This window comes from Streptomyces sp. NPDC107550, from assembly GCF_055639095.1.
In genome coordinates this window covers 25149-50628 of sequence record NZ_JBVKBC010000036.1, presented here as the reverse complement: position 1 = coordinate 50628, position 25480 = coordinate 25149, and the positions used below count along the sequence as shown (strand labels likewise).

General features: G+C 73.3%; 19 protein-coding genes and 1 pseudogene. 5 read left to right on the top strand and 15 right to left on the bottom strand.

Annotation, left to right across the window (positions count from 1 at the left end; translation table 11 throughout):
* Window positions 1-202: 202 nt before the first annotated feature.
* Entirely contained in the window at window positions 203-556 is a 354-nt protein-coding gene (locus ACZ7LY_RS30340; RefSeq protein WP_471627938.1) for a phage holin family protein, read from the bottom strand.
* A gap of 89 nt (window positions 557-645) precedes the next feature.
* On the opposite strand from ACZ7LY_RS30340, the gene ACZ7LY_RS30335 reads away from it, so the two are divergent.
* From ACZ7LY_RS30335 to ACZ7LY_RS30325, 3 genes are all read left to right on the top strand, one after another.
* Window positions 646-1002, top strand: a complete 357-nt coding sequence (locus tag ACZ7LY_RS30335) for a VOC family protein (protein WP_471627937.1) — start codon at window positions 646-648, stop codon at window positions 1000-1002.
* Window positions 1003-1347: 345 nt separating this feature from the next.
* Window positions 1348-2664, top strand: coding sequence for an amidohydrolase family protein (locus ACZ7LY_RS30330; protein WP_471627936.1), 1317 nt, complete (start codon window positions 1348-1350; stop codon window positions 2662-2664).
* A 35-nt stretch (window positions 2665-2699) separates the two neighbouring features.
* Window positions 2700-4025: an amidohydrolase gene (locus ACZ7LY_RS30325; protein WP_471627935.1), complete on the top strand. Its 1326-nt coding sequence runs from the start codon at window positions 2700-2702 to the stop codon at window positions 4023-4025.
* Window positions 4026-4318: 293 nt separating this feature from the next.
* Here the strand turns inward: ACZ7LY_RS30325 and ACZ7LY_RS30320 are convergent, their stop codons facing one another.
* Window positions 4319-6268 carry a DUF5107 domain-containing protein gene (locus ACZ7LY_RS30320; protein ID WP_471627934.1) on the bottom strand — a complete coding sequence of 650 codons (1950 nt, stop codon included), beginning with the start codon at window positions 6266-6268 and terminating at the stop codon, window positions 4319-4321.
* Window positions 6269-6469: 201 nt separating this feature from the next.
* Here ACZ7LY_RS30320 and ACZ7LY_RS30315 point away from each other — a divergent pair, with 201 nt between their 5' ends.
* Window positions 6470-6820, top strand: a complete 351-nt coding sequence (locus tag ACZ7LY_RS30315; protein ID WP_471627933.1) for a DUF6204 family protein — start codon at window positions 6470-6472, stop codon at window positions 6818-6820.
* Here the strand turns inward: ACZ7LY_RS30315 and ACZ7LY_RS30310 are convergent.
* The 10 genes from ACZ7LY_RS30310 to ACZ7LY_RS30265 all read right to left on the bottom strand — a co-directional run bounded on the left by ACZ7LY_RS30310 (window position 6789) and on the right by ACZ7LY_RS30265 (window position 20569).
* Window positions 6789-7346, bottom strand: a complete 558-nt coding sequence (locus ACZ7LY_RS30310; RefSeq protein ID WP_471627932.1) for a GNAT family N-acetyltransferase — start codon at window positions 7344-7346, stop codon at window positions 6789-6791. The two genes, ACZ7LY_RS30315 and ACZ7LY_RS30310, sit on opposite strands and share 32 nt — an antisense overlap.
* Window positions 7347-7374: 28 nt before the next feature.
* Window positions 7375-7617, bottom strand: a complete 243-nt coding sequence (locus ACZ7LY_RS30305; RefSeq protein ID WP_471627931.1) for a LapA family protein — start codon at window positions 7615-7617, stop codon at window positions 7375-7377.
* 676 nt (window positions 7618-8293) lie between these two features.
* Window positions 8294-9214: a S66 peptidase family protein gene (locus ACZ7LY_RS30300; RefSeq protein ID WP_471627930.1), complete on the bottom strand. Its 921-nt coding sequence runs from the start codon at window positions 9212-9214 to the stop codon at window positions 8294-8296.
* A complete protein-coding gene (locus tag ACZ7LY_RS30295) occupies window positions 9211-11235 on the bottom strand; it encodes an LpqB family beta-propeller domain-containing protein (RefSeq protein ID WP_471627958.1) in 2025 nt (674 codons plus the stop codon). Before ACZ7LY_RS30295 ends, ACZ7LY_RS30300 begins: the two co-directional genes overlap by 4 nt.
* An 83-nt stretch (window positions 11236-11318) precedes the next feature.
* Complete coding sequence (locus ACZ7LY_RS30290) at window positions 11319-12689, bottom strand: M20/M25/M40 family metallo-hydrolase (RefSeq protein ID WP_471627929.1); 1371 nt, start codon at window positions 12687-12689, stop codon at window positions 11319-11321.
* Entirely contained in the window at window positions 12682-13515 is an 834-nt protein-coding gene (locus ACZ7LY_RS30285) for a M55 family metallopeptidase (protein ID WP_471627928.1), read from the bottom strand. Before ACZ7LY_RS30285 ends, ACZ7LY_RS30290 begins: the two co-directional genes overlap by 8 nt.
* 181 nt (window positions 13516-13696) lie before the next feature.
* On the bottom strand, window positions 13697-14422 hold the full coding sequence (locus ACZ7LY_RS30280) for a class I SAM-dependent methyltransferase (protein WP_471627927.1): 726 nt from the start codon (window positions 14420-14422) through the stop codon (window positions 13697-13699).
* A 156-nt stretch (window positions 14423-14578) separates the two neighbouring features.
* On the bottom strand, window positions 14579-16984 hold the full coding sequence (locus tag ACZ7LY_RS30275; RefSeq protein WP_471627926.1) for an ATP-binding SpoIIE family protein phosphatase: 2406 nt from the start codon (window positions 16982-16984) through the stop codon (window positions 14579-14581).
* A gap of 416 nt (window positions 16985-17400) precedes the next feature.
* Complete coding sequence (locus tag ACZ7LY_RS30270; RefSeq protein ID WP_471627925.1) at window positions 17401-19851, bottom strand: MFS transporter; 2451 nt, start codon at window positions 19849-19851, stop codon at window positions 17401-17403.
* Window positions 19852-20125: 274 nt separating this feature from the next.
* Window positions 20126-20569: an SRPBCC family protein gene (locus ACZ7LY_RS30265; RefSeq protein ID WP_471627924.1), complete on the bottom strand. Its 444-nt coding sequence runs from the start codon at window positions 20567-20569 to the stop codon at window positions 20126-20128.
* Between the two features lie 196 nt (window positions 20570-20765).
* Here ACZ7LY_RS30265 and ACZ7LY_RS30260 point away from each other — a divergent pair.
* A pseudogene (locus tag ACZ7LY_RS30260) lies at window positions 20766-21837 on the top strand (Rv2578c family radical SAM protein).
* A gap of 69 nt (window positions 21838-21906) precedes the next feature.
* Here the strand turns inward: ACZ7LY_RS30260 and ACZ7LY_RS30255 are convergent.
* From ACZ7LY_RS30255 to ACZ7LY_RS30245, 3 genes are all read right to left on the bottom strand, one after another.
* Window positions 21907-23025: an NADH:flavin oxidoreductase gene (locus ACZ7LY_RS30255; protein ID WP_471627923.1), complete on the bottom strand. Its 1119-nt coding sequence runs from the start codon at window positions 23023-23025 to the stop codon at window positions 21907-21909.
* A 101-nt stretch (window positions 23026-23126) separates the two neighbouring features.
* Complete coding sequence (locus tag ACZ7LY_RS30250; protein ID WP_471627922.1) at window positions 23127-24749, bottom strand: MDR family MFS transporter; 1623 nt, start codon at window positions 24747-24749, stop codon at window positions 23127-23129.
* 30 nt (window positions 24750-24779) lie between these two features.
* Window positions 24780-25379, bottom strand: coding sequence for an NADPH-dependent FMN reductase (locus tag ACZ7LY_RS30245; protein ID WP_471627921.1), 600 nt, complete (start codon window positions 25377-25379; stop codon window positions 24780-24782).
* Between the last annotated feature and the right edge of the window lie 101 nt (window positions 25380-25480).

Genomic DNA, 25480 nt, shown 5'->3' with positions numbered 1-25480 from the left:
CGGCGGTCCCGGCTTCGGCGCGCACGGCGGTCCCGGCTTCGGCGCGCACTGCGACGCGGGGTCGGCTCACGGTCTCCTCCGGGTTCGGGATCGGGGCAGACCTCCCGCGTCCCCGGTGGCGCGGCACCCAAACGTACGGTCACTCTCGGCCGCCGCGGACGCACGCCGTGTCAGGTGCGGGGCGGATCAGGTGCTGGGCGGCTCAGGTGCCGGGCGGCGGGGTGGGCGGCATCGGCGGCACGCGGGGTGCCGTGGGCCGCTCGGGGCGGGCCGCGCCGCGCAGCAGGAAGGCGGCGACGGCGAGCACGGAGGCCATGATGAGGGCGGCGGCCCAGCCGGGCAGGCCGAGCGAGAGGACGAGCCCGAGCGTCAGGGCGAGCGCGGCGCCCGCGTACAGTGCGGCGGCCGCGGCGGCGGCGTTCAGCGTCATGGTGCGCCGCCGGCGGGCGGCGCCCTCACGGACGGCCTCGGCCAGTTCCTCGCGCACCGCCTCCCGCACGGCGTGCGTGACGTGTCCGGTCAGCTCCTCGGTCAGGGGTCGGTCGATGCGTTCCATGGGCTGCGGGTACCCGGCGCGGGCGGGGAGTAACGGCCGCTCGGCGGAAGTGATCACGTACGGGCGCGACGCCAACTAGGCTTTCGGGCATGGAGATCCTGGGCACCACGCTGCGCATCTGCGTCGAGGACCTGGAGTCCTCGGTGCGGTTCTACGAACAGCTCACGGGAAGCACGGCACAGCGCTCGGAGCGCGGTGGGGTGGCGGTGGCCGCCGTCGGCTGCTTCCTGCTGATGAGCGGGCCCGAGCAGGCGCTCGACATCCTGCGCAAGGTGACGGCGACGGTCGCGGTCGCCGACATCGACGAAGCGGGGGCGGTGCTCGCGGGCGCGGGCGGGCGGGTGATCGCGGGGCCGATGGCGACGCCGGCGGGCCGCAGCATGATCGCGGTGCACCCGGACGGCTCGGTCTTCGAGTACGCGGATCGCCGGGCGACGAGGGCGTAGCCCTGCCGGGTGGGGGTGGCCTGCCTATCTTTCGGTATACCAATCATGCGAACGTGACCGCAGTTCCCCGCACCCCTTACGGGGCTTGTCTCAGCGCCCGCTCCCGGCCTCCGGCCCTGGGGCCATGGGGGGCTGGCCTCGCCGCCGACTCCCAGCCCCTCCGGCGATTGAGGAGCGGGGCTGGGGCGGAGCCCCAGAGTGCCGGAAGCCCCCACCGACCGAAAGGCAACCGACCAGCCGGCACCGGGCAACCGGAACCGCCCGCGAGGGCCCATCCTTGCCACCCCCTTCAATTTTGGTATACAAAAAGTCGGGCCAGGCCACTCCTCCCCGCAAGGAGCCCCCATGTGCGTCGAGCCCGCCCCGCCCCCGCCCGACAGACTGACCCGCCGCGGCGTCCTCGCCGCCTCCGCCGTGCTCGCGGGCACCGCCACCGCCCTGGCCGCCGGCGCGGGTTCCGCCACCGCCGCCTCAGGCACCCCCGCACCGCGCCGCCCGCAGGGCCAGGGGCAAGGCCCGGGCACGCCCGGCCCCGCCGGTGACCTCGTCGTGGAGGGCGGCACGCTCCTCGACCCCGCCACCGGCGCCGTCGTCGAGAACGCCGTCGTCGTGATCCGGAACGGCGTGATCCAGGGCGCCGGCCACCGCGACAAGGTCTCCGTACCGAAGGACGCCCCGCGCCTGGACGCGCACGGGAGCTGGGTCCTGCCCGGCCTGGTCGACGCGCACATCCACCTCAACTCCGTGGCCGAGGCCAAGGACACCGTCCGACAGGGCGCCACGACCGCGCGCAGCGGCTCCACGAACTTCTACCAGGACATCGCGGTACGCGAACTCGCCCGCCAGGTACCGCAGTGGGCGCCGTGCCTGAAGGCCGCCGGCATCTTCGTCTCCCCCGACCTCGGCGACACCGTCCTCGGCGACCCGGACCTCACCCCCCTGGCCCGCCTGAAGGACGGCGTGCGGTCGGCAGCGGCGCTGCGCCGGGTCGTGGAGGTGAACGTGGCACACGGCGCCGACGTCATCAAGACCCGCGTCAACCCGCGCGCCGGGCTCGCCGAGCAGGACCCGCTGGAACAGGTCTACTCCTATGAACAGCTCTCCGAGATCGTGGCGACAGCCCGCCGCCACGGCAAGGACGTGCTGTGCCACAGCTACAGCGAGAAGGGCTGCGACGACGCGGTGCGCGCGGGCATCCGTTCGCTGGAGCACGGGGCGTTCGTCGGGGAGCGCACGCTGCACGAGATGCGGCGCCGCGGCACGTACTTCACGCCGACGCTCGGCGCCATCGCCGGGATGATCGGCTCCTCGGACCCGGTCCTCGACGAGCGGGGCCGCACGTATCTGCCGCTGCTGAAGAAGGCGGCGCTGGCCGCGCACCGGCTCGGCGTGCCGGTGGTAGCGGGCACGGACTCCTCGGGCGGCACGGTCGATCCGATCGGCGGCGAGATCGTCCTCATGCACGAGGCCGGGTTCAGCCCGCTGGACGCGATCCGCACCGCGACGACGAACGCGGCGAGGCTGCTCGGGCTCGCCGACACGGTGGGCCGTCCGGTACGGGGATTCGCGGGCGACCTCGTCCTCGTCCCCGGCGACCCGCTCGCCGACCTCTCCGTCCTCACGTCCCCCACGCGCGTGGTGCGTTCGGGCCTCCCCCTCTGAACGTCCCTGCCCGCCACCCCCGTCAGGAGCCCCGCATGACTCCCCCTCCCCCGCCGCTGCCCCGTCGCGGTGTCCTCGCCGGTGCCGCCTCGCTCGGCACCGCGCTCGGCACGCCGGCCACCGCCCAGGCGGCGTCGGTCTCCGGCGCGGACCGGCGGCCCCGGCGCGCGGTCGTCTTCCGTGACGTACGGCCCTTCGGCGCGGCCACGCCCGTCGACCTGACCGTGGTCGACGGCAAGATCGCTCAGGGGCCCGCACCCAAGGGGGCTGAGGTCGTCCACGGCGACGGCCGCATCGCCCTGCCCTCGCTCGTGGACGCGCACATCCACCCCGACAAGACGAGCTGGGGCGGCTCGTGGGTGACGCGCAAGCCGGCCGACGGCATCGCCGACTACTGCGAGCGGGACGTCGAACTGTTCAGGTCCCAGAAGCGATCGGTGGGCGAGCGCGCGTACGGGCTGATGGCGCACGCCGTGACGCGCGGTACGCGGGCCATGCGGGCGCACGCCGACGTCGCCCCGGCGTACGGCCTGGCCGGCGTCGAGGGCATCGCGCAGGCCAGGGAACGTCTCGCGCACGCGCTGGACGTGCAGATCGTCGGCTTCCCGCAGCACGGGGTGGTCCGCACCCCGGGTACGGCGAAGCTGCTGGAGCAGGCGGCCCGGGAGGGGCTCGTCGACATGGTCGGCGGCATCGACCCGATCAGCTTCGACCACGCCCTCGACGAACAGCTCGACCTCGTCTTCGGCCTCGCCGACAAGTACGGCGTCGGCGTGGACATCCACCTCCACGACCGGGACGCGAAGGGTACGGAGGTGCTGCGCGGGATCATCGAACGGACCAGGGCGCTGTCGCTGCGCGGGAAAGTGACGGTCAGTCATGTCTTCTGTCTGCCGTTCCTGAGCGAGGCCGAACTCGACGTCATGGCCGTGGATCTCGCCGAACTCGACATCGCGCTGACGACGGTCGCGCCGAGCGAGTCGCTGGTGCTGCCGGTCACCGCGCTTCAGCGGCACGGGGTGCGGGTCGGGCTGGGGTCCGACGGGGTGCGGGACTCCTGGAGTCCGTTCGGCAACGCGGACATGTTGCACCGGGCGCATCTGCTCGGCTGGGTCACCGATGTGCGGCTCGATGAGGAACTGACGGCGTGTTACACGGTGGGCGCCCGTGGGGGTGCGGACGTGATGGGGCTCGCCCGGGCGGAATTCCGTCCCGGGGATCCGGCGGACTTCATCCTGGTACGGGGTGAGAATGTGCCGCAGGTCCTCGTCGACATGCCTCCCCGTGACCTGGTCGTCCATGCGGGCCGAGTAGTGGCCCGAGCCGGCGAACTGACGAGGCCCCCAGCGCCGGGAGCGTGACGCGTGTGCCTCGGCTGCGGCTTCGGTGTTTCGTGTCTCGCGCAGTTCCGCCCCTGAGGAAACCGGCCTCAGCGCCAACCCCCGGCCTCCGGCCCTGGCGTGCCTGGAGGGCGGGGCTGACCTCAGCGCCAACTCCCAGCCCCTCCGGCGATTGAGGAGCGGGGGCTGGGGCGGAGCCCCAGAGTGCCGGGTGCGTCGTGGCTGGGCGCGCAGTTCCCCGCGCCCCTTGCGGGGCTGGTCTGAGCGTCCCTCCCAGCGGGAACCGTCACGGGGCTGGCCTCGACGGCCGTTGTTCAGGGGCGCATGCGGAAGTCGTAGGTTGGGGGGAGGGGGGTGTTCGGGGCGATTCGGGTCCATAGGGCGCCTATGATCTCCGCGCCCTCCCGGAGGTCCGCCACCTCGAAGCCCGCTTCGAAGATCCCCCGCGCGGCACCCACGTCCCCCCGCGCCAGCGCCAACTCCGCCTCCAGCAACCGAAACCGCCCCCGCCGGCGCGTAGCCACATGCACCCGCTCCCACACACCCCCCGCCTCCTCGACCCGCCCCACAAGAAGAAGCGCCTCGATCGCCTCCCGCCCCAGCGCCGCCGTCACCGCCACCCACGCCTCCCCCTCGTCCCGCCGCTCGGCGCAAAGGTCGTCGAACGCCTCGGCGTACCGCTGCGCCGCCCGCTCCCGATGCCCGTCCGCCGCGTCCGCGACAGCGAGGCACCGCAGGAACGGCCAGGTCGACGGCGCGAGTTCGAGCCCGCGCTCCCAACTGCGTACGGCCTGCGCGCGATCCCCCGCGTGCCACTGGGCGACGCCGAGGTGGTACTCGGAGAGCGGCCGGGCCGGCGCGGTCTCCAGCGTGTCCCGCCAGGCGGGGGCGACGAGCGAGGGTCCGGGCGGTCCGACGCGCCGCTGCTCGGGAAAGACCCCGGTGTCCAACAGCTCGCGCCAGGGGGCCTGTTCGGCGCCGAGGGTCGACTCGTCGAAGGGCGTGCCGGGCAACTTCCAGCCGGTGCGCAGCACTTCCAGCGCACCCCAGCCGGACCCGGTGGAGATCCGCTCCCCCGGCTCGGCATCGGCGTACGCCCGCCACGCCTCGTACGCGGCGTCCACGGCGGCGCGCGGCAGGGCACGTTCCAGGGCGTGTTCGGCGGCGTCCACGCCGGCGTGCCAGTCGTCGCCGCCGAGTTCCGCGTCGAGCGGCCCGTACGCCTCCAGCCAGGACATCTCGCCCTCGGCCTCCAGCCGCAGATGCTCCAACTGGGTGCGGGCCAGGCCCGCCTGGATCTCGGCGTAGCCGCCGGTGCCGGGCTCGGTCAGCCACTCCTGCCAGCGCCGGCCGCCCGTCCCGTGCCCCCACACGAACAGTTTCCGTCCGCGCAGCACGTCCGTGGACGTCTGCACCAGCCCGTACCCGGTGTCGTCGAGCGCGGCGATCCAGCGGCGCCGTCCGTCGGGCACCTCGTAGAAGTAGTCGGCGGCGAACTCGCTGTTCAGCGGGCGGCTGCGGTCCACGCCGCCGTGCACGGGCATCGGCACCCGCCGCAGGGACCGTTCGTAGCCGAAGTGCCATGCCTCGTCGGCGGGCGCGTAGACGCGGCGCTCCTCGGGCACGGCGGTGTTGGACCACCAGTACAGCGGGGTCGCCTTCTCGTGCGGGTTGCGGACGCGGACGCCGACGTACAGATGATCGGAGCCGTCCGGCAGCCACAGGTCCACCTGGAACGGCAGGTCGCGCAGCCGCTCCCACTCCCACATCCGCAGCATCCGGCCGCCGTCCGGCGCGGGCACGAGCGCCGCGTGCAGCGGGGCGCAGGTGAGCGTGGTGTGGCCGGTCGCGCCGGGGTTCCACTCGATGCCGCCGGAGAACCAGGCCCCGTTCAGGGCGAACGCGGCGGGCTGGAACACCGGGTTGCGGTACAGGAGTTCACGCCCGGCCGGCTTGTGGAACAGGGACGCGATCCGCCCGCCGAGCCCCGGCAGCACGGTCACCCGCAGCCGGTCATTCTCCAGGACGACGCTGTCCAGGGCGAGTTCGCGGCGCTCACGCCCGTACCCGTCGAGCAGGCGCGTGGGCAGCACGCTGCGCAGCGTGCCGTAGCGGAGCTGGCGGGCCATGTCGGGGGGCAGGTCGTCCAGCGCGCGGTCGTCGAGCTGGTGCGCCTCGTCGAGCGGGCGCAGCGGCGGCAGCGGGTTCACCGGCCCCAGCCCGGCGCCCGGCAGGGTCAGTACCTCACGCCGTATCTCGGTCACGTCCGTCGCCTCCCGGTGCCAGGGGGCGGACCCGCCCCGATGACCATGGAACAGGCTGACCGCCGCCCTGACCAGGGCTCTCCCCGGTCAGGATTACGCAAAAGCCCGCACCGCCCGCCACGCGGAAACCCGGTGGGCCGCGCGCGGCGGCCGTCGTACGCTGGCGGTTTCCGAGCGACACGTACGAGGAGCACGCCCCCCATGGCCGACAGCCACACCTATCGAGTGATCGTCCGCGGCACATTCGAGGCCCTGACCGACGCGGCGCGGGAGCGGCTGCTGGCGGAGGTGGCCGCGCACGAGGGCATCGCGGGGATGCGGTTCGGGCCGGAGGGTTCGCTCGCCTACGACCGTTCCCTCAAGGCGTTCTCCATGCGGTACGTCGTCGAGTCCGACCCCGAGGACGGCGACGAGATGGCGGCGGCGCTCGCCGAGGAGCGCGCCGAGGCGTATCTCGCGGAGCGCGGGTACGGGCACGGGGCGCTGCGCTCGACGGTGACGGACATGGACACGATGAAGGTCAACCGGAAGGCGGGGCGGTCCGGGCGCTGACCATCTCGCTGGTGAGCGCCCAGCGTTCGTGGTCGCGCCAGGCGCCGTCGATGAACAGGAAGTCGGGCGAGTAGCCCTCCAGGCGGAAGCCGGCGCGGCGGGCGAGCGCGAGTGACGCGGTGTTCGCGGGCTGGGCGTTGATCTCCAGGCGGTGCAGGCCGAGCGGCCCGAAGGCGTACGCGACGACGAGGCCGAGGCCCTCCGACATGTAGCCGTGTCCGGCGGCGTGGGCGAATGCGCCGTAGCCGAGGGCGCCGCAGCGGAAGCCGCCCTGCACGATGTTGTTGATGTTGATGAACCCGGCGATGGCTCCGGTGTCGCGGGCGCAGACGAGGAAGCCGTGCTTGGTGGGGTCCTCGATCAGGCGGCTCGCGTAGGCGGCGTACGCCTGCGGGGTCTGCGGCGGGAACAGCCAGGGGCGGTGGAGGCCGGTGCTCTCGCGGGCGCGGGCCGTGAACTCCTCGGCGTCGTCGAGGGCGAACGGCCTGATCGCCACGCGCGGGCCCACGGCCAGGTAGTCAGCCATGCGGCCACCCTATGGCTCCGTACGGGTGTTACTTGCGGCGCCTGCCCATGACGTAGCCGCCGCAGATGCCGCCGATGACGAAGACGGCGGCGAGGGCGAGGTAGAGCGGCATGGAGACCTCGGGGATCAGCAGCCGGATCTTGACCTGGCGGGTGTTCTCGAAGATGAACACGAGGGCGAGCACGGCGAGGATCAGGACGCCGATCCTGGCCGGGGTGACGGCGCTGGAGCTGCCGCTTCTCGATGAGCTGGCGGTGTCCTTCGGGCTCATCCGGTGCCCTTTCCTTCGGTCCGTGCGTGGCCTTTCAGCATGCGGGGCGCTGCGCGGGCCGGCACGCCAGGACCTCCGTCCGGGTGAGCGGTCGTGTGCCTCTTGGCGCCGGTTCCTCGTGTGCGGGTCCGTAGTAGCCGCCCGCACAGTTCCCCGCGCCCCTGGGTGAGTGGGCCTGCCCGTGGTTCGTTGTCCAACGGTGGGTGGGGCGTCTCGCGCAGTTCCCCGCGCCCCTGAGGTGAGTGGGTGGTCCCGCCCGGTGGACCTCCTCGGCTCTCGTCGTGGCTGATCGCGCAGTTCCCCGCGCCCCTGAGGTGAGTGGGCGGTCCCGCCCGGTGGACCTCCTCGGCTCTCGTCGTGGCTGATCGCGCAGTTCCCCGCGCCCCTTCGGTGCGCACTTCGTGCGCTACCTCCATCTGGGGAGGCAGGGGCGAAGCCCCGCCTCCAGGGGCGCGGGGAACTGCGCGATCAGCCCCACCGGCCCGCAGGTGAACGACCACGCCCAGGGGCACCGCCCCGTCAGGGGCGCGGGGAACTGCGCGACCAGCCACTACGCAGCCGCAGACGAACGACCTACCCCCGGGGGCACCCCCCCCTCAGGGGCGCGAGGAACCGCGCACCTAGGCATGGGCCGGCCCGCACCCCACCGCCCCGGTGACGAGAACGACCCGCCCGATCAGCTGAGCGCCGGCTCGTCGAAGGCCAGCACCCCCGCCCCCGCATCCAAAACCCCCGCCACCCCGAACGGCAGTGTCACCGCCCCGGCACCATGCCCGAACCCGAACTCCTCCACCACCGGCACCCCGAGCCCCCCGAACCGCTCGGCGAAAAGCCCCCGCACCGGCTCACACTCCGCCCAGGACCCCAGCAGCACCCCGGCGACCCCGTCCAGGTACCCCGCCCGCTCCAACTGCGTCAGATACCGGTCGATCCGGTACGTCTCCTCCCCCACGTCCTCCAGACACAGCAGCCCCCCGCGCGCGGAACTCCGCGCCCCCCGCGTCCCCGCCTCCGCCGCGAGCAGCGACAGGCACCCGCCCACGGTCACCCCGCGCGCGACCCCGGGCACGAGCGCCCCGCACCCGGGCCCGCCCGTGATCACCCGTACCGTCTCCGGCGCGAACAGCGTCGCCCGCAGATGTTCCTGCGCCCGCGCCGTCTTCAGGAAGTCCGCGGCGGCGACCATCGGCCCGTGCAGGGTGACGACCCCGACCCGTGACGCGAACGCCTCGTGCAGCGCGGTGATGTCGCTGTACCCCACGAACGGCTTCGGCCGCGCCGCGCGCATCGCGTCCCAGTCGACCAGCTCGACCATGCGCTGCGCCCCGTACCCGCCCCGCGCGCACAGCACGGCGTCGACGGCGGGATCGCACCAGGCGGCCTGGAGGTCGGCCGCACGGTCCGCGTCCCGCCCCGCGAGGTAGTCGAACTCCCCGTGCACGTCCAGCACATGGGGCATGACGACCGGATCGAGGTCCCAGCCGCACAGGATGTCGAGCCCGGCGGCGAGGCGGTCCTCGGGCACGGGCCCGCTGGGCGCGACGACGGCGACCCGGGCTCCGGCCGCCAGCCGCTCCGGCCGTGTCAGCGGCTTCACTTGGTCAGCTCCAGCACCGGGACACCGCCCGGTTCGAGCCCGAACACCTGGGCGTACAGGGACAGTTCGGCCTCCAGGGCGCGGACCATGGTGTCCGCGCGCCGGAACCCGTGCCCCTCGCCCTCGAACGCGATGTAGGCGTGCGGCACTCGCCGCCCCTCGCTCTCGACCCGCGCGAGGAACCGCTCGCACTGGACGGGCGGGCAGATCACGTCGTCGAGGCCCTGGAGCAGCAGGAACGGCACGGTGAGCCGGTCGGCGTGCTCGGCGGGCGAGCGCTCCGCGTACCGGGCGGGCACCTCGGCGAGCGGCCCGACGAGCGTTTCGAGGTAGCGGGACTCGAAGTCGTGGGTCTCGCCCTCGGCCCAGCCCGCGAGGTCCAGGATCGGATAGATGATCGTGCCGCACGCGTAGACGTCGGTGCTGGTCAGGGACGCGGCGCTGGTCCACCCGCCGGCGCTGCCGCCCCGGATGGCGAGCCGGTCGCGGTCGGCGGTGCCCTCCTCGGCGAGCGCGAGGGCGACGGCGGCGCAGTCCTCGACGTCGACGACGCCCCACTGTTCGCGCAGCCGGTTGCGGTACGCGCGCCCGTACCCGGTGGAGCCTCCGTAGTTGACCTCGGCGACGCCGATGCCGCGCGAGGTGAAGTAGGCGATCTCCAGGTCGAGGACGAGTGGCGCGTGCCCGGTGGGTCCGCCGTGCGCCCACACGACGTACGGCGGCAGTTCGTCGTCGGGGGCGGCGTGCGTGGGGCTGTGCGGCGGGTAGATGTGGGCGTGGACGTCCCGCCCGTCGGGCCCGGCGAACGTGCGGATCTGCGGTTCCGGGTAGTACGCCGGGTCGACGGGGTCGCTGTGCGCGGCGCCGATGACGCGGGTGCGGCCGGTACAGGTGTCCAGCTCGACGACCTCGGCGGCGCTGCGGGGGCTGGCCGCGACGCCGACGACGCGGGTGCCGTGCACGGCGAGGGTGGAGGACCACTCGGTCCAGGGCCCGGCCGTGTCGACGACCTCGCCGGTCTCGGGGTCGAGGATGCCGAGGGCGGTGGAGCCGACGCCGTGCACGACGGCGACGAGGCCCGCTTCCAGCGGCATGAACCAGGTCAGGCCGATCTTCCACATCGGCCCGCCGAACTCCTCCTCCCGCGCGCCCAGGGGCCGCGCCGCAGCAGGCTGCCCGGGGCCGTCGCCGCGCACGTCGAGCCGGTACAGGTTCCACCAGCCGGTGCGGTCGTCGGCGTACAGGAGGGTGCCGTCGTGGGCCCACTCGGCCTGGCAGACGGAGACCTCGCTGCCGCCCGCGACCGGCCGCGCGGGGCCGAACGTGCCGTCGGCGCGGACCTCCGCGAGCAGCAGTTCCGTACCGTCCCACGGCATGCGCGGGTGGTCCCACGCGATCCACGCGGCGCGCCGCCCGTCCGGCGACAGGCGCGCGGCGGTGACGAACCGGTGGGCTTCGTGGGTCAGTTCGCGTACGGCGGCGCGGTCGTCGGCGGCGGAGCCGTCGAGGGGGACGGCCGCGACGACGCGCCGTACGTCGCCGGGGCCCTCACCGGTGTACTCCTCCAGGACGCACCACACCTCGCCCCGGTCGAGGTGGAGGCGCGGGTCGGCCCAGCGCAGTCCGCCGCCGGCCGTGCCGAGCGGGGTCAGGGGCCGGGGCGCGCCGCCCGGGGCGTCGGGCTCGTACGCGTACAACCGCTGGTCGGAGAAGTCGACGAAGACGACGAGCGGGCCCTCGGGGCGCTCCACGCCGGCCCAGGGGCGGCCGCCGTACTCGATGACGCGGCTGCGCACGTTCCACGGCGCCGGCAGCACGACCTGCTCGGTGCCCTCGGCGGTGCGCCGCACGAGGGCACGACGGCCCGCTTCGGCGGGGCGCGGCTCGGTCCACCACGCCTCGTCGCCGACGAATCCGACGTACTCGGGCTGACCGTCGTGCGCGGCGGCGAGCCGTGCGTCGATCGGCGACGGCCAGGACCCGTACGCCCGCGTCTGCACCATCTCGTCCCCGCCCCCCATGGACGCCGTGGCCACTGTGCCCCCCATGTTCCGCGCGTCTGTCATCTTTTCCCAGTCCGTGTCGCGTCCGATCCGGGCGTACGTCATGCCGAGCGCAGGAAGCGGTCCAGCACGCGGACGCCGAAGTGCAGTGCCTCCACCGGCACCCGCTCGTCCACGCCGTGGAAGAGTGCCTGGTAGTCGAAGCCCTCGGGGAGCTTGAGCGGGGCGAAGCCGTAGCCGGTGATGCCGAGCCGGGAGAACTGCTTGGCGTCGGTGCCGCCCGACATGCAGTACGGGACGGTGTGCCCCTCGGGCGCGAACGCCTCGACGGCGGCGCGCATCTTGGCGAACGTCGGCGAGTCGACCGGCGCCTGGAGCGCGACCTCGTGGTGGTGGAAGTCCCAGTCCACGTCCGGGCCCGTCAGTTCGTCGAGGGTCGCGCGGAACTCGTCCTCGTAGCCGGGCAGATAGCGCCCGTCCACGTGCGCGGTGGCCTCGCCGGGGATCACGTTGATCTTGTAGCCGGCGGAGAGCATCGTGGGGTTGCTGCTGTTGCGGACGGTCGGCGCGACGAGGTCGGCGGCCGGGCCGAGCGCGGCGAGCAGCGCGTCCACGTCGAAGCCGGGCGCGTCCACGTCGGCGTCGATGCCGTACAGCGCGGCGAGTTCGGTGAGGGCCGCGCTGACCGTGGGCGTCAGCCGCAGGGGCCACTGGTGCGCGCCGATGCGGGAGACGGCGGCGGCGAGCCTGCTGACCGCGTTCTGCCCGTTGACCTTGGAGCCGTGGCCGGCCTTGCCGCGCGCGGTCAGCTTCAGCCAGCCGGTCCCGCGCTCGCCCGCGGCGATGGGGTAGATCTGCTTGCCGGAGCCGTCGTGGAAGGTGAAGGCGCCGGACTCGCTGATGCCCTCGGTGCAGCCCTCGAAGAGGTCGGCGTGCCGGTCGGCGAGGAACCCGGAGCCGTCCTCGGCGCTGGCCTCCTCGTCGGCGGTGAAGGCGATCACGATGTCCCGGCGCGGCCGGTAGCCGACGCGGGCCCACTGGCGGACCGTGGCGAGGATCATCGCGTCCATGTTCTTCATGTCGACGGCGCCCCGGCCCCACACGACGCCGTCGCGGACCTCGCCGGAGAACGGGTCGACGCTCCAGTCGGCGGCCTCGGCCGGTACGACGTCGAGGTGGCCGTGGACGAGGAGCGCGTCGGCGCCGGGGTCGGTGCCGGCGATCCGCGCCACCACGTTGCCCCGGCCGGGGGTGCGCTCCAGGATCACCGGGTCGAGTCCGGCCTCGGCGAGCCTGGCCGCCGCGTACTCGGCGGCGGGCCGCTCCCGGCAGTCGCCGCCGCCCCGGTTGGTGGTGTCGAAGCGGATCAGCTCGGAGGTGAAGGCGACGACCTCGTCGAGGGCCTGGCCGTCCACGTGCGGGGCGTCCCAGTGGCCCTCGGTCGCGGTCGCCGTGAGAAGACGCTCAGCCATACTGTTCCTCCACCGCGGCCGAGGCGATCGTGGTGACCGCCTTGAAGGTGCGGATGCCGTCGTACATGGTCTCGTGCGTGTACGCGATCCTACGTTCGCCGGTGCGCCGGACCCCGGGCACCACCGTCGCCGCCATGGCCAGGTGCTCGGCGTCGAACTCGACCTCGACGGTGAACGGCCCGCTCCGCACCGGCTCCCCGCGCCCGGCCAGCTCCATGGAGTCCTTGGCGGCTGCGCGGATGTCGGCGGCGGTGCGGGCGGGTGTGCGGCAGACCGCCGCGTACCGCGAGACGTGGTCCTTGACGGCGACCTTGCGGGCCTGCGGCGCGTAGCCGAGGGCGTCGTCGCAGGCGTGGTCGTCGCCGGTGACGAGGACGACGGGCACCCCGTACTCGGCGACCACATGCGCGTTGAGCAGGCCCTCGCTGGCCCGTACGTCGTTGACCCACACGCCCGTGATCTGGTTCGCCAGGTAGGTGTGGGCGAGGACGCCCTCCATGCCCGCGCCCGCGTGGTAGCCGACGAAGGCGATGCCGTCGACGTCGCCGTGCTGGACGCCTTCGACCATGGACAGCGACTTGTGCCGGCCGGTCAGCATCTCGACGCGGTCGTCGAGCCGCTCCAGCAGCAGATTGCGCATGGTCCAGTGGGCCTCGTTGACGAGGACCTCGTCGGCGCCGCCGTCGAAGAAGCCCTGCACCGCCGCGTTCACGTCGGAGGTGAACAGGGCGCGGCACCGCTCCCACTGCGGGGTGCCGGGGAGCACGTCGGCCGGCCAGGTCACGCCGGTGGCGCCCTCCATGTCGGCGCTGATGAGGATCTTCATGGCCAGCACCGTACGCGGATCGGGCCGCACGCCACCAGGGCTGTGGATAACTCTCAGGCGTCTAGACCAATGATGGCGCTCCCGGGCGGATCGTCCCTCGTCAGAGGGGGGCGCGCCCGGGAGCGCGGGGGCGGCGCGCGGTCAGGGTGCGGCGCGCGGTCGGGGGTACGGCGCGCGGCGGTCAGGGGGTGCGGCCGACGACGAGCCAGAGGGAGGGCAGTTCGACACGTCCGCCGTCGTGCGCGGTCTCGGTCGTCGCCAGCGGCATGTCACCGGCGGCGAGTACGGTCAGGCCGGCGGCGGCGACATGCTCGGTGACGGCGCTGTCGCTGACCTCGCCGGGCGCGATGCCGTGCGCGAGGACGGAGGCGACCTTCGGGGGCGGGCCCTCGGGACCGCCGACGAGCCCGTGCAGCACCTCCCGCGACCGCTGCGACGGCTCGACGAGGCAGCCGCGCCCGCGCGCGCCGAGGAGGGCGGCGACGGCGTCGAGCACCGCCTGCCGGTCCTCGGGCTCGCTCTGATGCAGCACGCCCCGCATGTAGACATTGACGTCCCCCAACTCGGCGTGCAGCAGAGCCACTTGGTCGCGGTCGGTGACGTCGAGGGCCCGGTACTCGGCCTGTTCGGCCGGGTCGGCGGCGCGGGCGCGGTCGAGCGCGGCGGCCGACAGATCGGCGCCGACGACCTTGGGGAAGCGGTCGGCGAGATAGCGGGTCTGGGTGCCGTTGCCGCAGCCGAGGTCCACGAGGGGCAGCGTCGGCGCCTCCAACAGCGGTTCGAACAGGGCGAGATGGCGGGCGGCGGTGACGGCGGGCTCCGCGTCCCAGAAGACACCGCCGCGCTCGTCGGGGGCGTCCTGCCAGAAGCCCTCCCACGCCTTCCTGTAGCGGTCGGACACGCTCATGGACCCTCCCGGGGGCGCTCGGCGGACTCGGCGCATGTGCTCCCTCGGTCTACCGCGTGCACAGGCCACGGGCAAGAACGCCCCCGACACCTTCACGCCCTGTTCGGACGCGGGCCGGGGGCGGGCCGGGGCCGGACGCAGGCCGGGGGCGGGAGGTCAGCGGGAGCGGTCGGCGGTCAGCTCGAACCAGACGGTCTTGCCACGCGCGGTACGGCTCGTGCCCCACCGTCGCGTCAGCCGGTCGACGACGCGCAGTCCGCGCCCGCGCTCGTCGCCGGGGCCCGTGCCGAGCAGCGTCGGCAGGGTGTGCTCGCCGTCCTCCACCTCGCACAGCAGGGTCCGCGCGCGCACCAGCCGCAGCCGCACCGGGCCGCCGGGCGCGTGCCGGAGCGCGTTGGCGACGAGTTCCCCCGCGGCGAGTTCCGCCGCGTACTCCAGGTGCGCGAGCCCCCACAGCGCGAGCTGGTCGCGGACGAGAGCGCGCGCCCGGGACGCCTCGCGCGGGTGCGCGTCGAGGCTCCACTGCGCGACGTCGTCGGCCGCGATGCCGCTCATGCGCACCATCAGCAGCGCCACGTCGTCCTTGCGGCCGCCGCGCCGTGCGAGGGTGCGGATGATGGTGTCGCAGGCGTCGTCCATGGACGCGGCCGGGTGCGCGGCGGACGCGCAGAGGGTGGCGAGGCCGACGCCGATGTCCTCGCCGCGCATCTCGACGAGGCCGTCGGTGCACATCACGAGCCGGTCGCCGGGCGCGACGGGCACCCGTACGGACTCGAAGGGCACGCCGCCGACGCCGATGGGGGCGCCCGTGGGCAGGTCGAGCAGGTCGCTGCGGCCGTCGGCGGCGCGTACGACGACGGGCGGGATGTGTCCCGCGTTGGCCAGGTGGAGTTCACCGGCGATCGGGTCGTAGACCGCGTACAGGCAGGTGGCGAGGTAGTGCTCGCCGAGGCGCTGCGCCAAGTCGTCGAGATTGCGCAGGAGTTGTGCGGGCGGCAGGTCGAGCGCGGCCATCGTCTGCACCGCTGTCCGCAACTGGCCCATCATCGCCGCCGAGTTGAGGCCGTGGCCCATCACGTCACCGACGACGAGCGCGGTACGGGCCCCGGGCAGCTCGACGGAGTCGAACCAGTCGCCGCCGACCCGGCCGAGGAGCGTGCCGGGCAGATAGCGGGTGGCTATCTCGCAGCCGCGCAGCCTCGGTTCGATACGCGGGAGCATGCTGTCCTGGAGCGTCTCGGCGACGGCTTCCTGGTGCGTGTACATGCGGGCGTTGTCGAGCACCAGCCCGGCGCGCGCGGCGAGTTCGGCGCCGGTGACGCGGTCCATGTCGTTGAAGACGGGCCGCTCCCGGTGGCGCAGCAGGATCATGAACCCGAGCACGACGTTACGTGCTTTCAGCGGTACGACCAGCATCGAGCGGTGGGTGATCAGCGGCCGGATGTCCCGCTTCTCGAACTGCGAGGCGATCTTGTCGCCCATCTCCGGGGAGATGTACGGCACGAGCACCGGCTCGCCGCTCGTCATGCACTGGAAGAACGGCGTGTGCACGGGGAACGGCATCGACTCGCCGACCGGCACCACGTCGTCCCAGCGGCCCGGTTCGTCGGTGTGCTCCAGCGCCACGCGGTGCCACATCGTCGTGGCGTCCGGCGCGCCCTCGGGGAAGCCCTCGCCCGCGACGACCTGCTCGCGCAGATAGGTGCCGGCGACGTCGGTGAAGCGGGGCACGGCCGCGCGGCTGACCTCCACGACGGTCCGGGCGAGGTCGAGGGAGGTGCCGATGCGCCCGCTCACCTCGTTCAGGAACTCCAGCCGCTCGCGGACCGCCGCGTACTCCAGGTCTTCGGCGTCCTCGTCCGCTTCCCGGGGTACGGGGATGCCGGCCGCCGCCGCTCTGGCCGCCGCGGCCCGGCGCTCCCTGCGCTGCGCGCGGCGGGCCACGCCCCAGTCGGCGGTGACCGGGACGCGCTCGTAGTCGCTGAACTCGATGACGGGGTAGCCGAGTTCGAGGACCTGCGAGACGATCCGCGCGCTCTCGCGCACGCTCATGCTGGGCAAAATCTCGGGGAGGGCCCCGGCCAGTTCGTCCGCGCCGGGGAAGTCGGTGTGCAGCGCGAAACCGGGGGCGATGCGGTCGCCGCGGGGGCCGGGTTCGGAGCACAGGGGGCGGGTGTCGGCGGCCAGGACGAGCAGGCGCTCGGGGCCGGGGCCGACGAGGGGGTACGCCCACCACAGGACGTCGATGCGGTCGCTGGGGACGGTGCTGGTGTCCAGGCGGGCGCGGCCTGATACGGGGTAGCCGTAGGCCGTGCGGGCGTCCAGGGGGTCTTGCGGCCCGGAGATCCCGGGGTCGTCGCCCCCGTCCGCTCCGGGGGCCGGGTCGGGGAGGGCGCCTCCCACGGGCAGGAGGTCGGCTGCGGGGCGGCCCACGGCGGCCTCCCGGGACGGGCCGAAGAGGCGGCGGGCGCCGGTGCTCCAGTGGGATACGCGGGAGTCGGCGTCCACGACGATGACGGCCAGGGGGACGCGGGCGTGCGGGGGTTGACCGGTGCCGTGCATCGCCGCGTTCCTTCCCTTCGGCGGGCGGGGTGTCCGTGCCGCCGTTCCCACGGTACGGGTCGGTCCGCCCCGCGATCCCCGATTCCCCAATCTTCCCTCCCCCGCTTGACAACCCGCTCCGTGCGCCTTTGGGTATCCCGTTCACCTGCGGGTGGGTGGGGCTTCTCGCGCAGTTCCCCGCGATCCTGTCGGGGCACGACCGTGCGTTGTTCTCTGCGGGTGCATCGTGGCTGGTCGCGCAGTTCCCCGCGCCCCTGGAGGGGCGACTACGTCGCCACCTCCTCCCCTGGGGGAGCAGGGGCGAAGCCCCGCTCCATCAGGGGCGCGGGGAACTGCGCGAGCAACCACGACGCGACCGTCAGATGAAGAACTCGCCCGAAGGGGCACTCACCTCGGCGGCGCCGGGAAACGCCGGGTCAGTCCTCGTGGCCGAGTTGAAGGTCCCGTTCCGTCCGCCCGCCCCCGGCAACCTGAAGCACCGTAGCCACCGGCGGATACCCCGCGGCGATCACCGTGTACTCCCCCGACGACAGATCGACGAAGCGAAACGTCCCGTCAGCCCCCGTGGTGAGCGTATCCACCACATTCCCGGCGGCGTCCAGGAGCGTGACCCGCGCATCCTCGACGACCCGCCCGCCCCCCGCCCGCACGGTCCCCCGCAACACCGCCCCGCCGGCCAGCTCGACATCCTGCCGCGTCTCACGCGAGGCCATGACGGTCACGGGCAGCGCGGCGGGCCGGTACGCGGGTGCGCTCGCGGCGAGGGTGTACTCCCCGGCGACCAACTCCGTGATGACATAGCCCCCTTCACGCCCACTGCGGGTCGCCGCGACGACCTCCCCGTGCACGTTGGTGAGGGTGACCGTCGCGTCCCGCACCGGCGTCCCGTCCGCGGTGAGCACGCTCCCGGCGAGCCGCCCCGCGCCACCGAGCACGACGTCCAGCTCGACGGGCCGCTCCCCCACGGTCACCGTGACGGCCTGCGGCTGGTGTCCGCCGGCGGCGGCGATGAGCACGTACGAGCCCGCGCCGGGCGTCGACAGCGCGTACCGCCCGTCGTCACCGCTGGCGCCACGCCCGACCTGCGTACCGCCGACGTCGATGAGAGTGAGGGCGGCGCGCGGCACGGCGGAGCCGTCGGAGTGCTGGACGGTGCCGCAGACGGGGACGCCGGCGGCGGTGTGCGGAAGGGAGCCGATCCGCTCCTGCGCCGGGACGACGAGGGGCTGCTCGGACGACGGGGAGGGGGCGGCGCTGGACAACAGGGGTGTCTCCTTGAGGAAGAAGGCGAGGACCAGTCCGAGGACGAGGACCGGGACCAGGTAGAGGAAGATGCGCGGCATGGCGTCGGCGTACGCCTGGATGATGGGCGTGCGCAGGGCCGCGGGGAGCGCGTGCACGAGCTGCGGGGTGATGGACTTGCCGTCGGGCAGCCCGGCGCCCGCCCCGGCGGCGGGCAGCCGCTCGGCGAGGGCGTCCGCGAGCCGGTTCGCGAAGAGGGTGCCGAAGATCGCGGCGCCGACGCTGCCGCCGATCTGCCGGAAGTAGTTGTTGGCGCTGGTGGCGGTGCCGAGGTCGGCGGGGCGCACGGAGTTCTGCACGGCGAGCACGAGCACCGGCATGATCAGGCCGATGCCGGCGCCGAGGACCGCCATATAGGCGCTGTACTCCAGGCGCGGGGTGTCGACCTCCAGGCGGGACAGGAGGTACATGCCGAGGGTGGACAGGGCACCGCCGATGACGGGGAAGACCTTGTAGCGGCCGGTGTGGCTGATGAGCTGGCCGGAGGCGACGGAGGCGAGGACGACGCCGCCCATCATGGGGAGCATCATCAGCCCGGACTCGGTGGCGCTGGCGCCCTCGACCATCTGGAGGAAGGTCGGCAGATAGCTGGCCGCGCCGAACAGGGCGACGCCGACGACCATACCGATGAGCCCGCTGAGGTTGAACACGGAGTCGCGGAACAGCCGGAGCGGGATGAGGGGTTCGGCCGCGTACTTCTCGGCGACGACGAACAGGGCGGCGCAGGCGAGCGCCCCGGCGCCGAGCCCGATGATGACGCGGTCGCCCCACGCGTACTCGGTGCCGCCCCAACTGGTCAGCAGGACCAGGCAGGTGGAGGCCCCGGCGAGCAACAGGGCGCCGGGCACGTCGAGTCGGGGCTTGGTTGCGGGCTTCGGGAGTTTGAGGACGACGGCGGTCACGGCGAGGGTGAGCAGGCCGAAGGGGACGTTGATGTAGAAGCACCAGCGCCAGGACAGGTGGTCGGTGAAGTAGCCGCCGAGCAGCGGGCCCGCGACGGAGGCGAGGCCGAACGCGGCGCCGATCAGCCCCATGTAGCGGCCGCGTTCGCGGGGCGGCACGATGTCGCCGATGATCGCCTGGACGCCGATCATGAGTCCGCCCGCGCCGACGCCCTGGACGGCGCGGAACGCGATGAGCTGGTCCATGCTCTGGGCGCGCCCGGCGAGTCCTGAGCCGATGACGAAGACGACGATGGCGAAGAGGAAGACGCCCTTGCGGCCGAAGAGGTCGCCGAGTTTGCCGTAGATCGGCAGGCCGATCGTGGAGGTCAGCAGGTAGGCGGTGATCGCCCAGGACATCTTGTCGAGGCCGTGCAGCTCGCCGACGATCTTCGGCAGCGCGGTGGCGACGATCATCTGCTCCAGCGCGGCGAGCAGCAGCGCGAGCATGAGGCCGACGAAGACCATCCGCACCCGGCTCGGGCTCAGTCCGTGCGCGGGCCGGGCGGCCGGGTCCGGGGCCCCTCCGGCGGGGTGCGGCTCGGGCGGGGCGTCCACCGGTCGCGGCTGCGGGGCGCTCACCCGCTCCCCGACGGCCTCGGTCACCAGTGTCGTCGTGCCCACCTGCTGCTCCCCTCGTCGCACTTGCGCCGCCCATTTCTCGCATTACGCGACAACAGGGGGCAAGCGAGACGGCGTGCGCCGGGGGCGGGCAGAAGTGACGTATGCGCCGGTAGGAGCCCTACGGCGTACAACGGGAGCGAAACAAGAACCACTCGAAACGGTGAGCGCCCGACCCGCTCTCGCGGGGCGGGCGCCGGTGCCTTCGCGGGTGAAGTCGCCCTCCGCGTCGGCTACTTCTCGACCCCGGGTCGGCTACTTCTCGGCCTCGCGTCGGCTACTTCTCGACCTCGGCGGCGAGGTTGGCGAGGACGGCGTCGTAGATGCGGCCGAGGCCCTTGGGGGCGAACGTCTTCTCGAAGAAGCCGCCGATGCCGCCCGCGCCGTTCCACACGGTCGTCACGACGACGCGGGAGCGGCCCTCGCCGGCGGGGGTGACGCGCCAGGTGGTGACCATCGAGGAGTTGCGGTCCTTCTCTACCAGCTCGCCGTCGGTGGGCTCGGTGACGTCGAGGAGGCAGTCGCGTACGCGCTTGCTGGTGGCCTGGAGCTTCCAGTGGACGAGGGTGCCCTCGCCGTCGCCGCCCTCGCGGACCTCGTACTCGCTGAAGTGCTCGGGCAGCAGCTTCGCGCGCGTTCCGCTGTAGTCGGCGAGGGCGTCGAACACATCGTCCGGCTTCGCGGCGACGACCCGCTCCGTGGTGGCCTCGACCTGCGCCATGACTCTTCCTCCAGCACTTGGTTCTTCAGGGGTCCGCCTGCGGAGATCGCCTTCGTCACGCGCGGGCGCCGCCCCGGGGCTGCGCCAAGCCAACCACCCCCGGGTGCGGCCTCCAAATCCGGGGTCCCGGGAACGGGCGCGCACGATCAAGGGAACATCTGTTCTATTCTGGGTCCAGTGCTAGCGAGGAGGCGTCATGCGCTGGGAGAACCTCACGGACCCCACGGGCCCCACGGCCCCGACCGACGACCGGGTCGAACACGGCCGGGCCGCCGACGCCGCGCTGTTCGGGGCCGACGCGGTGGTGCGCCGCACCATCGACACGCCCGAGTTCCGTGGCGTGACGTTCCACGAGATCCGGGCCCGCTCGATCGTCAACCGGGTGCCGGGCGCGTCCCGCATGCCGTTCGAGTGGACCGTCAACCCCTACCGGGGCTGCACGCACGCGTGCGTGTACTGCTTCGCCCGCAACACCCACCGCTACCTCGACCTCGACACCGGCCTCGGCTTCGACAGCCAGATCGTGGTGAAGGTGAACGCGCCGAGCCTGCTCCGCGCCCACCTCGGCTCCCGGCGCTGGCACGGCGAGCACATCGCCATGGGCACCAACGTCGACTGCTACCAGCGGGCCGAGGGCCGCTACCGGCTGATGCCCGGCATCATCGAGGCGCTGCGCGACTACGCGAACCCGTTCAGCATCCTCACCAAGGGCACCCTGATCCTGCGCGACCTCGATCTGCTGCGGCAGGCCGCCGACGTCACCGATGTCGGGATCTCCGTGTCGGTCGGCTTCGTCGACCAGGAGCTGTGGCGCACGGTCGAGCCGGGCACCCCCGCCCCCGAGCGCCGCCTCGACGTCGTACGGGCCCTGAGCGACGCGGGCATCGGGTGCGGGGTGCTGATGGCTCCGGTGATCCCCTTCCTCGGCGACCGCCCCGAGCAACTGCGGGCGACCGTGGCGGCCGTCGCGCGCGCCGGGGCGACCTCGGTGACGCCGCTCGTGCTGCATCTGCGGCCGGGCGCGCGAGTGGTTCATGAGCTGGCTCGCGCGCACCCACCCCCACCTCGTACGCCGGTACGAGCGGCTGTACGCGGAGGGGGCCTACGCGCCGAAGTGGTACCAGCGCCGGGTGACCCGCCAGGTGCACGAGCTGGCGGAGGAGTTCGGCATCGGGCCCTCGCGGGCAGCGGGGTTCCGCGCGCCGCGCGTCCCCGAGCAGCGCGGCGCGCCCCGGCCGGCCGAACCGACCCAACTGACGCTCATGTGACCGTGGCCCGGGGCCGCGCGTCGGACGGAGCGGAGCCGCCGCCTCACGTACGCGGCCGGGCCTGCGGCCTCAGTGGAGGCTGCCGAGCCGGGTCCTGTCGAACGGGGTGAGGGCGTCGACCTGCCCGCCGAGGACCTTGCGCAGCCACTCCGGGTCCCCGAGCAGCGCCCGGCCGACCGCCACGAGGTCGAACTCGTCGCGCTCCATGCGGTCGAGCAGCTCGCCGATGTCGGTGACCGCGGCCTGCGCCCCCTGGAACACGTCCAGGAACTCGTTGCTCAGGCCCACCGAGCCGACGCTGATGGCCGGCTTGCCGGAGAGCTTCTTGGCCCAGCCCGCGAGGTTGAGGTCGAAGCCCTCGAACTCGGGGAGGTGGAAGCGCCGGGTGGAGCAGTGGAAGGCGTCGGCGCCCGCGTCGACCAGGAGCCCCAGCATGGTCTGGAGTTCCTGCGGGGTCTCGGCGACCCGCGCCTGGTAGTGGTTCAGCTTCCACTGGGAGAACCGGAAGGAGATCGGGAAGTCCTCCGAGACGCTGTCGCGGCAGGCGGCGACGATCTGGGCGGCGAAGCGGGTGCGGCCGGCGATGTCACCGCCGTAGGCGTCGGTGCGCCGGTTGGTGAAGGCCCACAGGAACTGGTCGATGAGATAGCCGTGTCCGGCGTGGATCTCTATCCCGTCGAAGCCCAGCGACTCGGCGGCCGCGGCGGCGGTGGCGTAGGCGGCGACGACGTTGTCGATGTCCGCCTGGTTCATCTCCTTGCCCGACTGCGAGCCGTCCAGGGCGATGCCCGAGGGGCCGACCCGGGGGGCGTCGGGGACCGGCGGGGCGCCCGCCGCGCGCTCCATGCCGACGTGCCAGAGCTGCGGCATGATCCGGCCGCCCGCCTCGTGGACGGCCTCGGCGACGGCCGCCCAGCCGGCCAGCGCCTCGTCGCCGTGGAACCGGGGGACGCGGTCGCTGCTGCCCGCCGAGTCGTGGCCGACGTAGGTGCCCTCGGTGATGATCAGGCCGACCCCGGCCGCCGCCCGCCGGGCGTAGTACCGGGCGACGTCCTCGCCGGGCACTCCCCCGGGCGAGAACTCGCGGGTCATCGGGGCCATCACGACCCGGTTGGGCAGGGTGAGACCTCCCAGGGAGAACGGACGGTCCAGGACGTCCCTGGCACGGTCGACGGAGTACTTGGGCATCGGTGTTCGCCTTCGGATAGGGGCCGGCCGCACGGCGACGGGGGATGTGTCGTGCGGCCGGCTGCTTGGGTGGGCGGGGGCGAGGCGGAGCGGGGCCGCGCTCAGTCCCCCGAAGAGGCGCGGGCGGAGTCCTTCCCGGCCTCGGTCGAGGCGGCGCGGGCGGAGTCCTTCCCGGCCTCGGTTTCGGTCCCGATGTCCGGCGGTCCCGCGGGGGCCGGGATCAGGGGCGGCGTCGCGCGGACGAACCAGGCCGCCCCGAACGCGAGCGCGGACACGACGGCCGCGCCGAGCAGTACGCCGTGCAGACCGCTGCTGACGGCGTCCTTGACCGCGTCACGGGTGGCGGCCGTCATGTCCTTCAGCTGCGCCGGGGTGAGCGCGCCGCCCGCGGTGAGCCGCTGCTGCGCGGCGGAGCCAAGACGCTCGGTCAGCACCTCGCTCATACGGCTGCTCTGCAACGCGCCGAGCAGGGCGACGCCGAGGGAGCCGCCGATGGTGCGCACCAGGGTGACGGTGCCGGTGGCCGCGCCCATGTCGCGCAGGTCCGCGTTGTTCATGGTGGCGACCATGGTGGCCTGGATCAGCGCGCCGATCCCCACCCCGATGACCAGGGTGTACGCGGAGGCCGCGGCGAGCGGGGTGTCGGTGCCGAGCAGGAGCAGCACCAGCGCGCCGGCGAGGGCGGTCCCGCCGCCGGCGAGCGCCACGACGCGGTCCATGCCGCCGCGGTCCATGAGCCGCCCGGTCGCCAGCTGGGCCGTCAGCATGCCGAACATGAGCGGCAGGATGAGCAGGCCGCTGGCCGTGGACGACGAGCCCTGGACGAACTGCATGTACTGCGGAAGGTAGTTGACGACGGAGAAGAGGACCGCGCCGGCGAGGAAGCTGAGGATCTGGGCGAGGGTGAAGTCCCGGCGGGCGAACAGCCGGGGCGGCGTGACGGGTTCGGCGGCGCGCAGTTCCACGCGTACGAACCAGGCCAGGGCGAGGACCACGACCACGGCGAGGACGGCGATCTGCCAGGACGTCCACGCGTAGGTGGTGCCGGCCCAGCCCGCGAGGAGGGTGAGGGCCAGGATGCCGGTGGTGAGCAGGGCCGTGCCGAGCCAGTCGATGCGGCCCGTGACGCGGGCGGGGGGCAGCCGGACGCCCTTGGTGATCGCCAGGAGCGCGGCGAGTCCGATGGGCACGTTGACGTAGAACGCCCAGCGCCAGCTCATGTAGTCGGTGATGAACCCGCCGAGCAGGGGGCCGCCGACGAACGCGACCGGCATCATGACGCCGACCATCGACTGGATGCGGCCGCGGTCCTGCGCGGGCACGACCACGCCGATGACCGAGAGCGCGCCGACCATCAGGCCGCCCGCGCCGAGGCCCTGGAGGCCGCGGAACGCGATGAGTTGCCCCATGCTCTGCGCGAGGCCGCACGCGACCGTGCCGACCAGGAACAGGGTGACGGAGCTGAGGCAGGCGCCCTTGCGCCCGTACAGGTCCCCGAGCTTGCCCCACACGGGGGTGGACGCGGCCATGGTGAGCAGGTAGGCGGTCACCGCCCACGAGAAGTGTTCGAGGCCGCCGAGGTCGCCGACGATCGTGGGGAGCGCCGTGCTGACGAGCTGTCCGTCGAGGGTCGCCAGGAAGATGCTGAGCATCAGCCCGAAGACGCCGAGGCGGGGCAGGCCGGGCCGGTCGGGTGCGGGAGTGTCGGTTGCGGGGTCGTTCATCGCTGCCCCCAGGGCACGAGTGGAGGGATGTCAGACGGCGTAGGGGCGGGCCTGCCGGGCGGCGCGCAGGGACTGGCCCCACCAGGTGAGCTGGTCGAGCATGGCCTTGGCCGCGACATCGCTCGCGGGGTCGCTCGGCTTGCCGTCGGCGCCGAAGAGTTCGCCGTAGTTGTGGAAGCTGACGGTGTTGCGGATCGTGACCGCGTGCACCTCGGCGAGGACGACACGGAGCTGTTCGACGGCGCGCAGGCCGCCGGCGATGCCGCCGTAGGAGACGAAGCCGACCGGCTTGGCGTGCCACTGCTCGTTGTGCCAGTCGATGGCGTTCTTCAGGGGCGCGGGGAAGCTGTGGTTGTACTCGGGCGTGACGATCACGAAGGCGTCGGCGTCGGCCAGGCGCGGGGTGACCGCGCCGAGCAGGGAGACGACCTCGTCGCTGGGGGGCTGCCCGAACGCCGGGAAGACGGTGGGCAGGGGCGTGTCGACGAGGTCGATCACGTCGGCCTCCATGTCCTCGCGCTCATTGATGTGTCCGGTGATCCAGTCCGCGACGACCGGGCCGAACCGCCCGTCCCGGGTGCTGCCGATGATCACCGCGATGCGCAGGGTCTCGTCCGTCGCGTCGGCCATGGGGGGCTCCTCGTTTGTGTACGCCGTATCTCTTTCTCGTACAACGTACACAGCCGGGTGTACGTTGTCTACTCCTGATACGATGTACACAGCACTGTCCG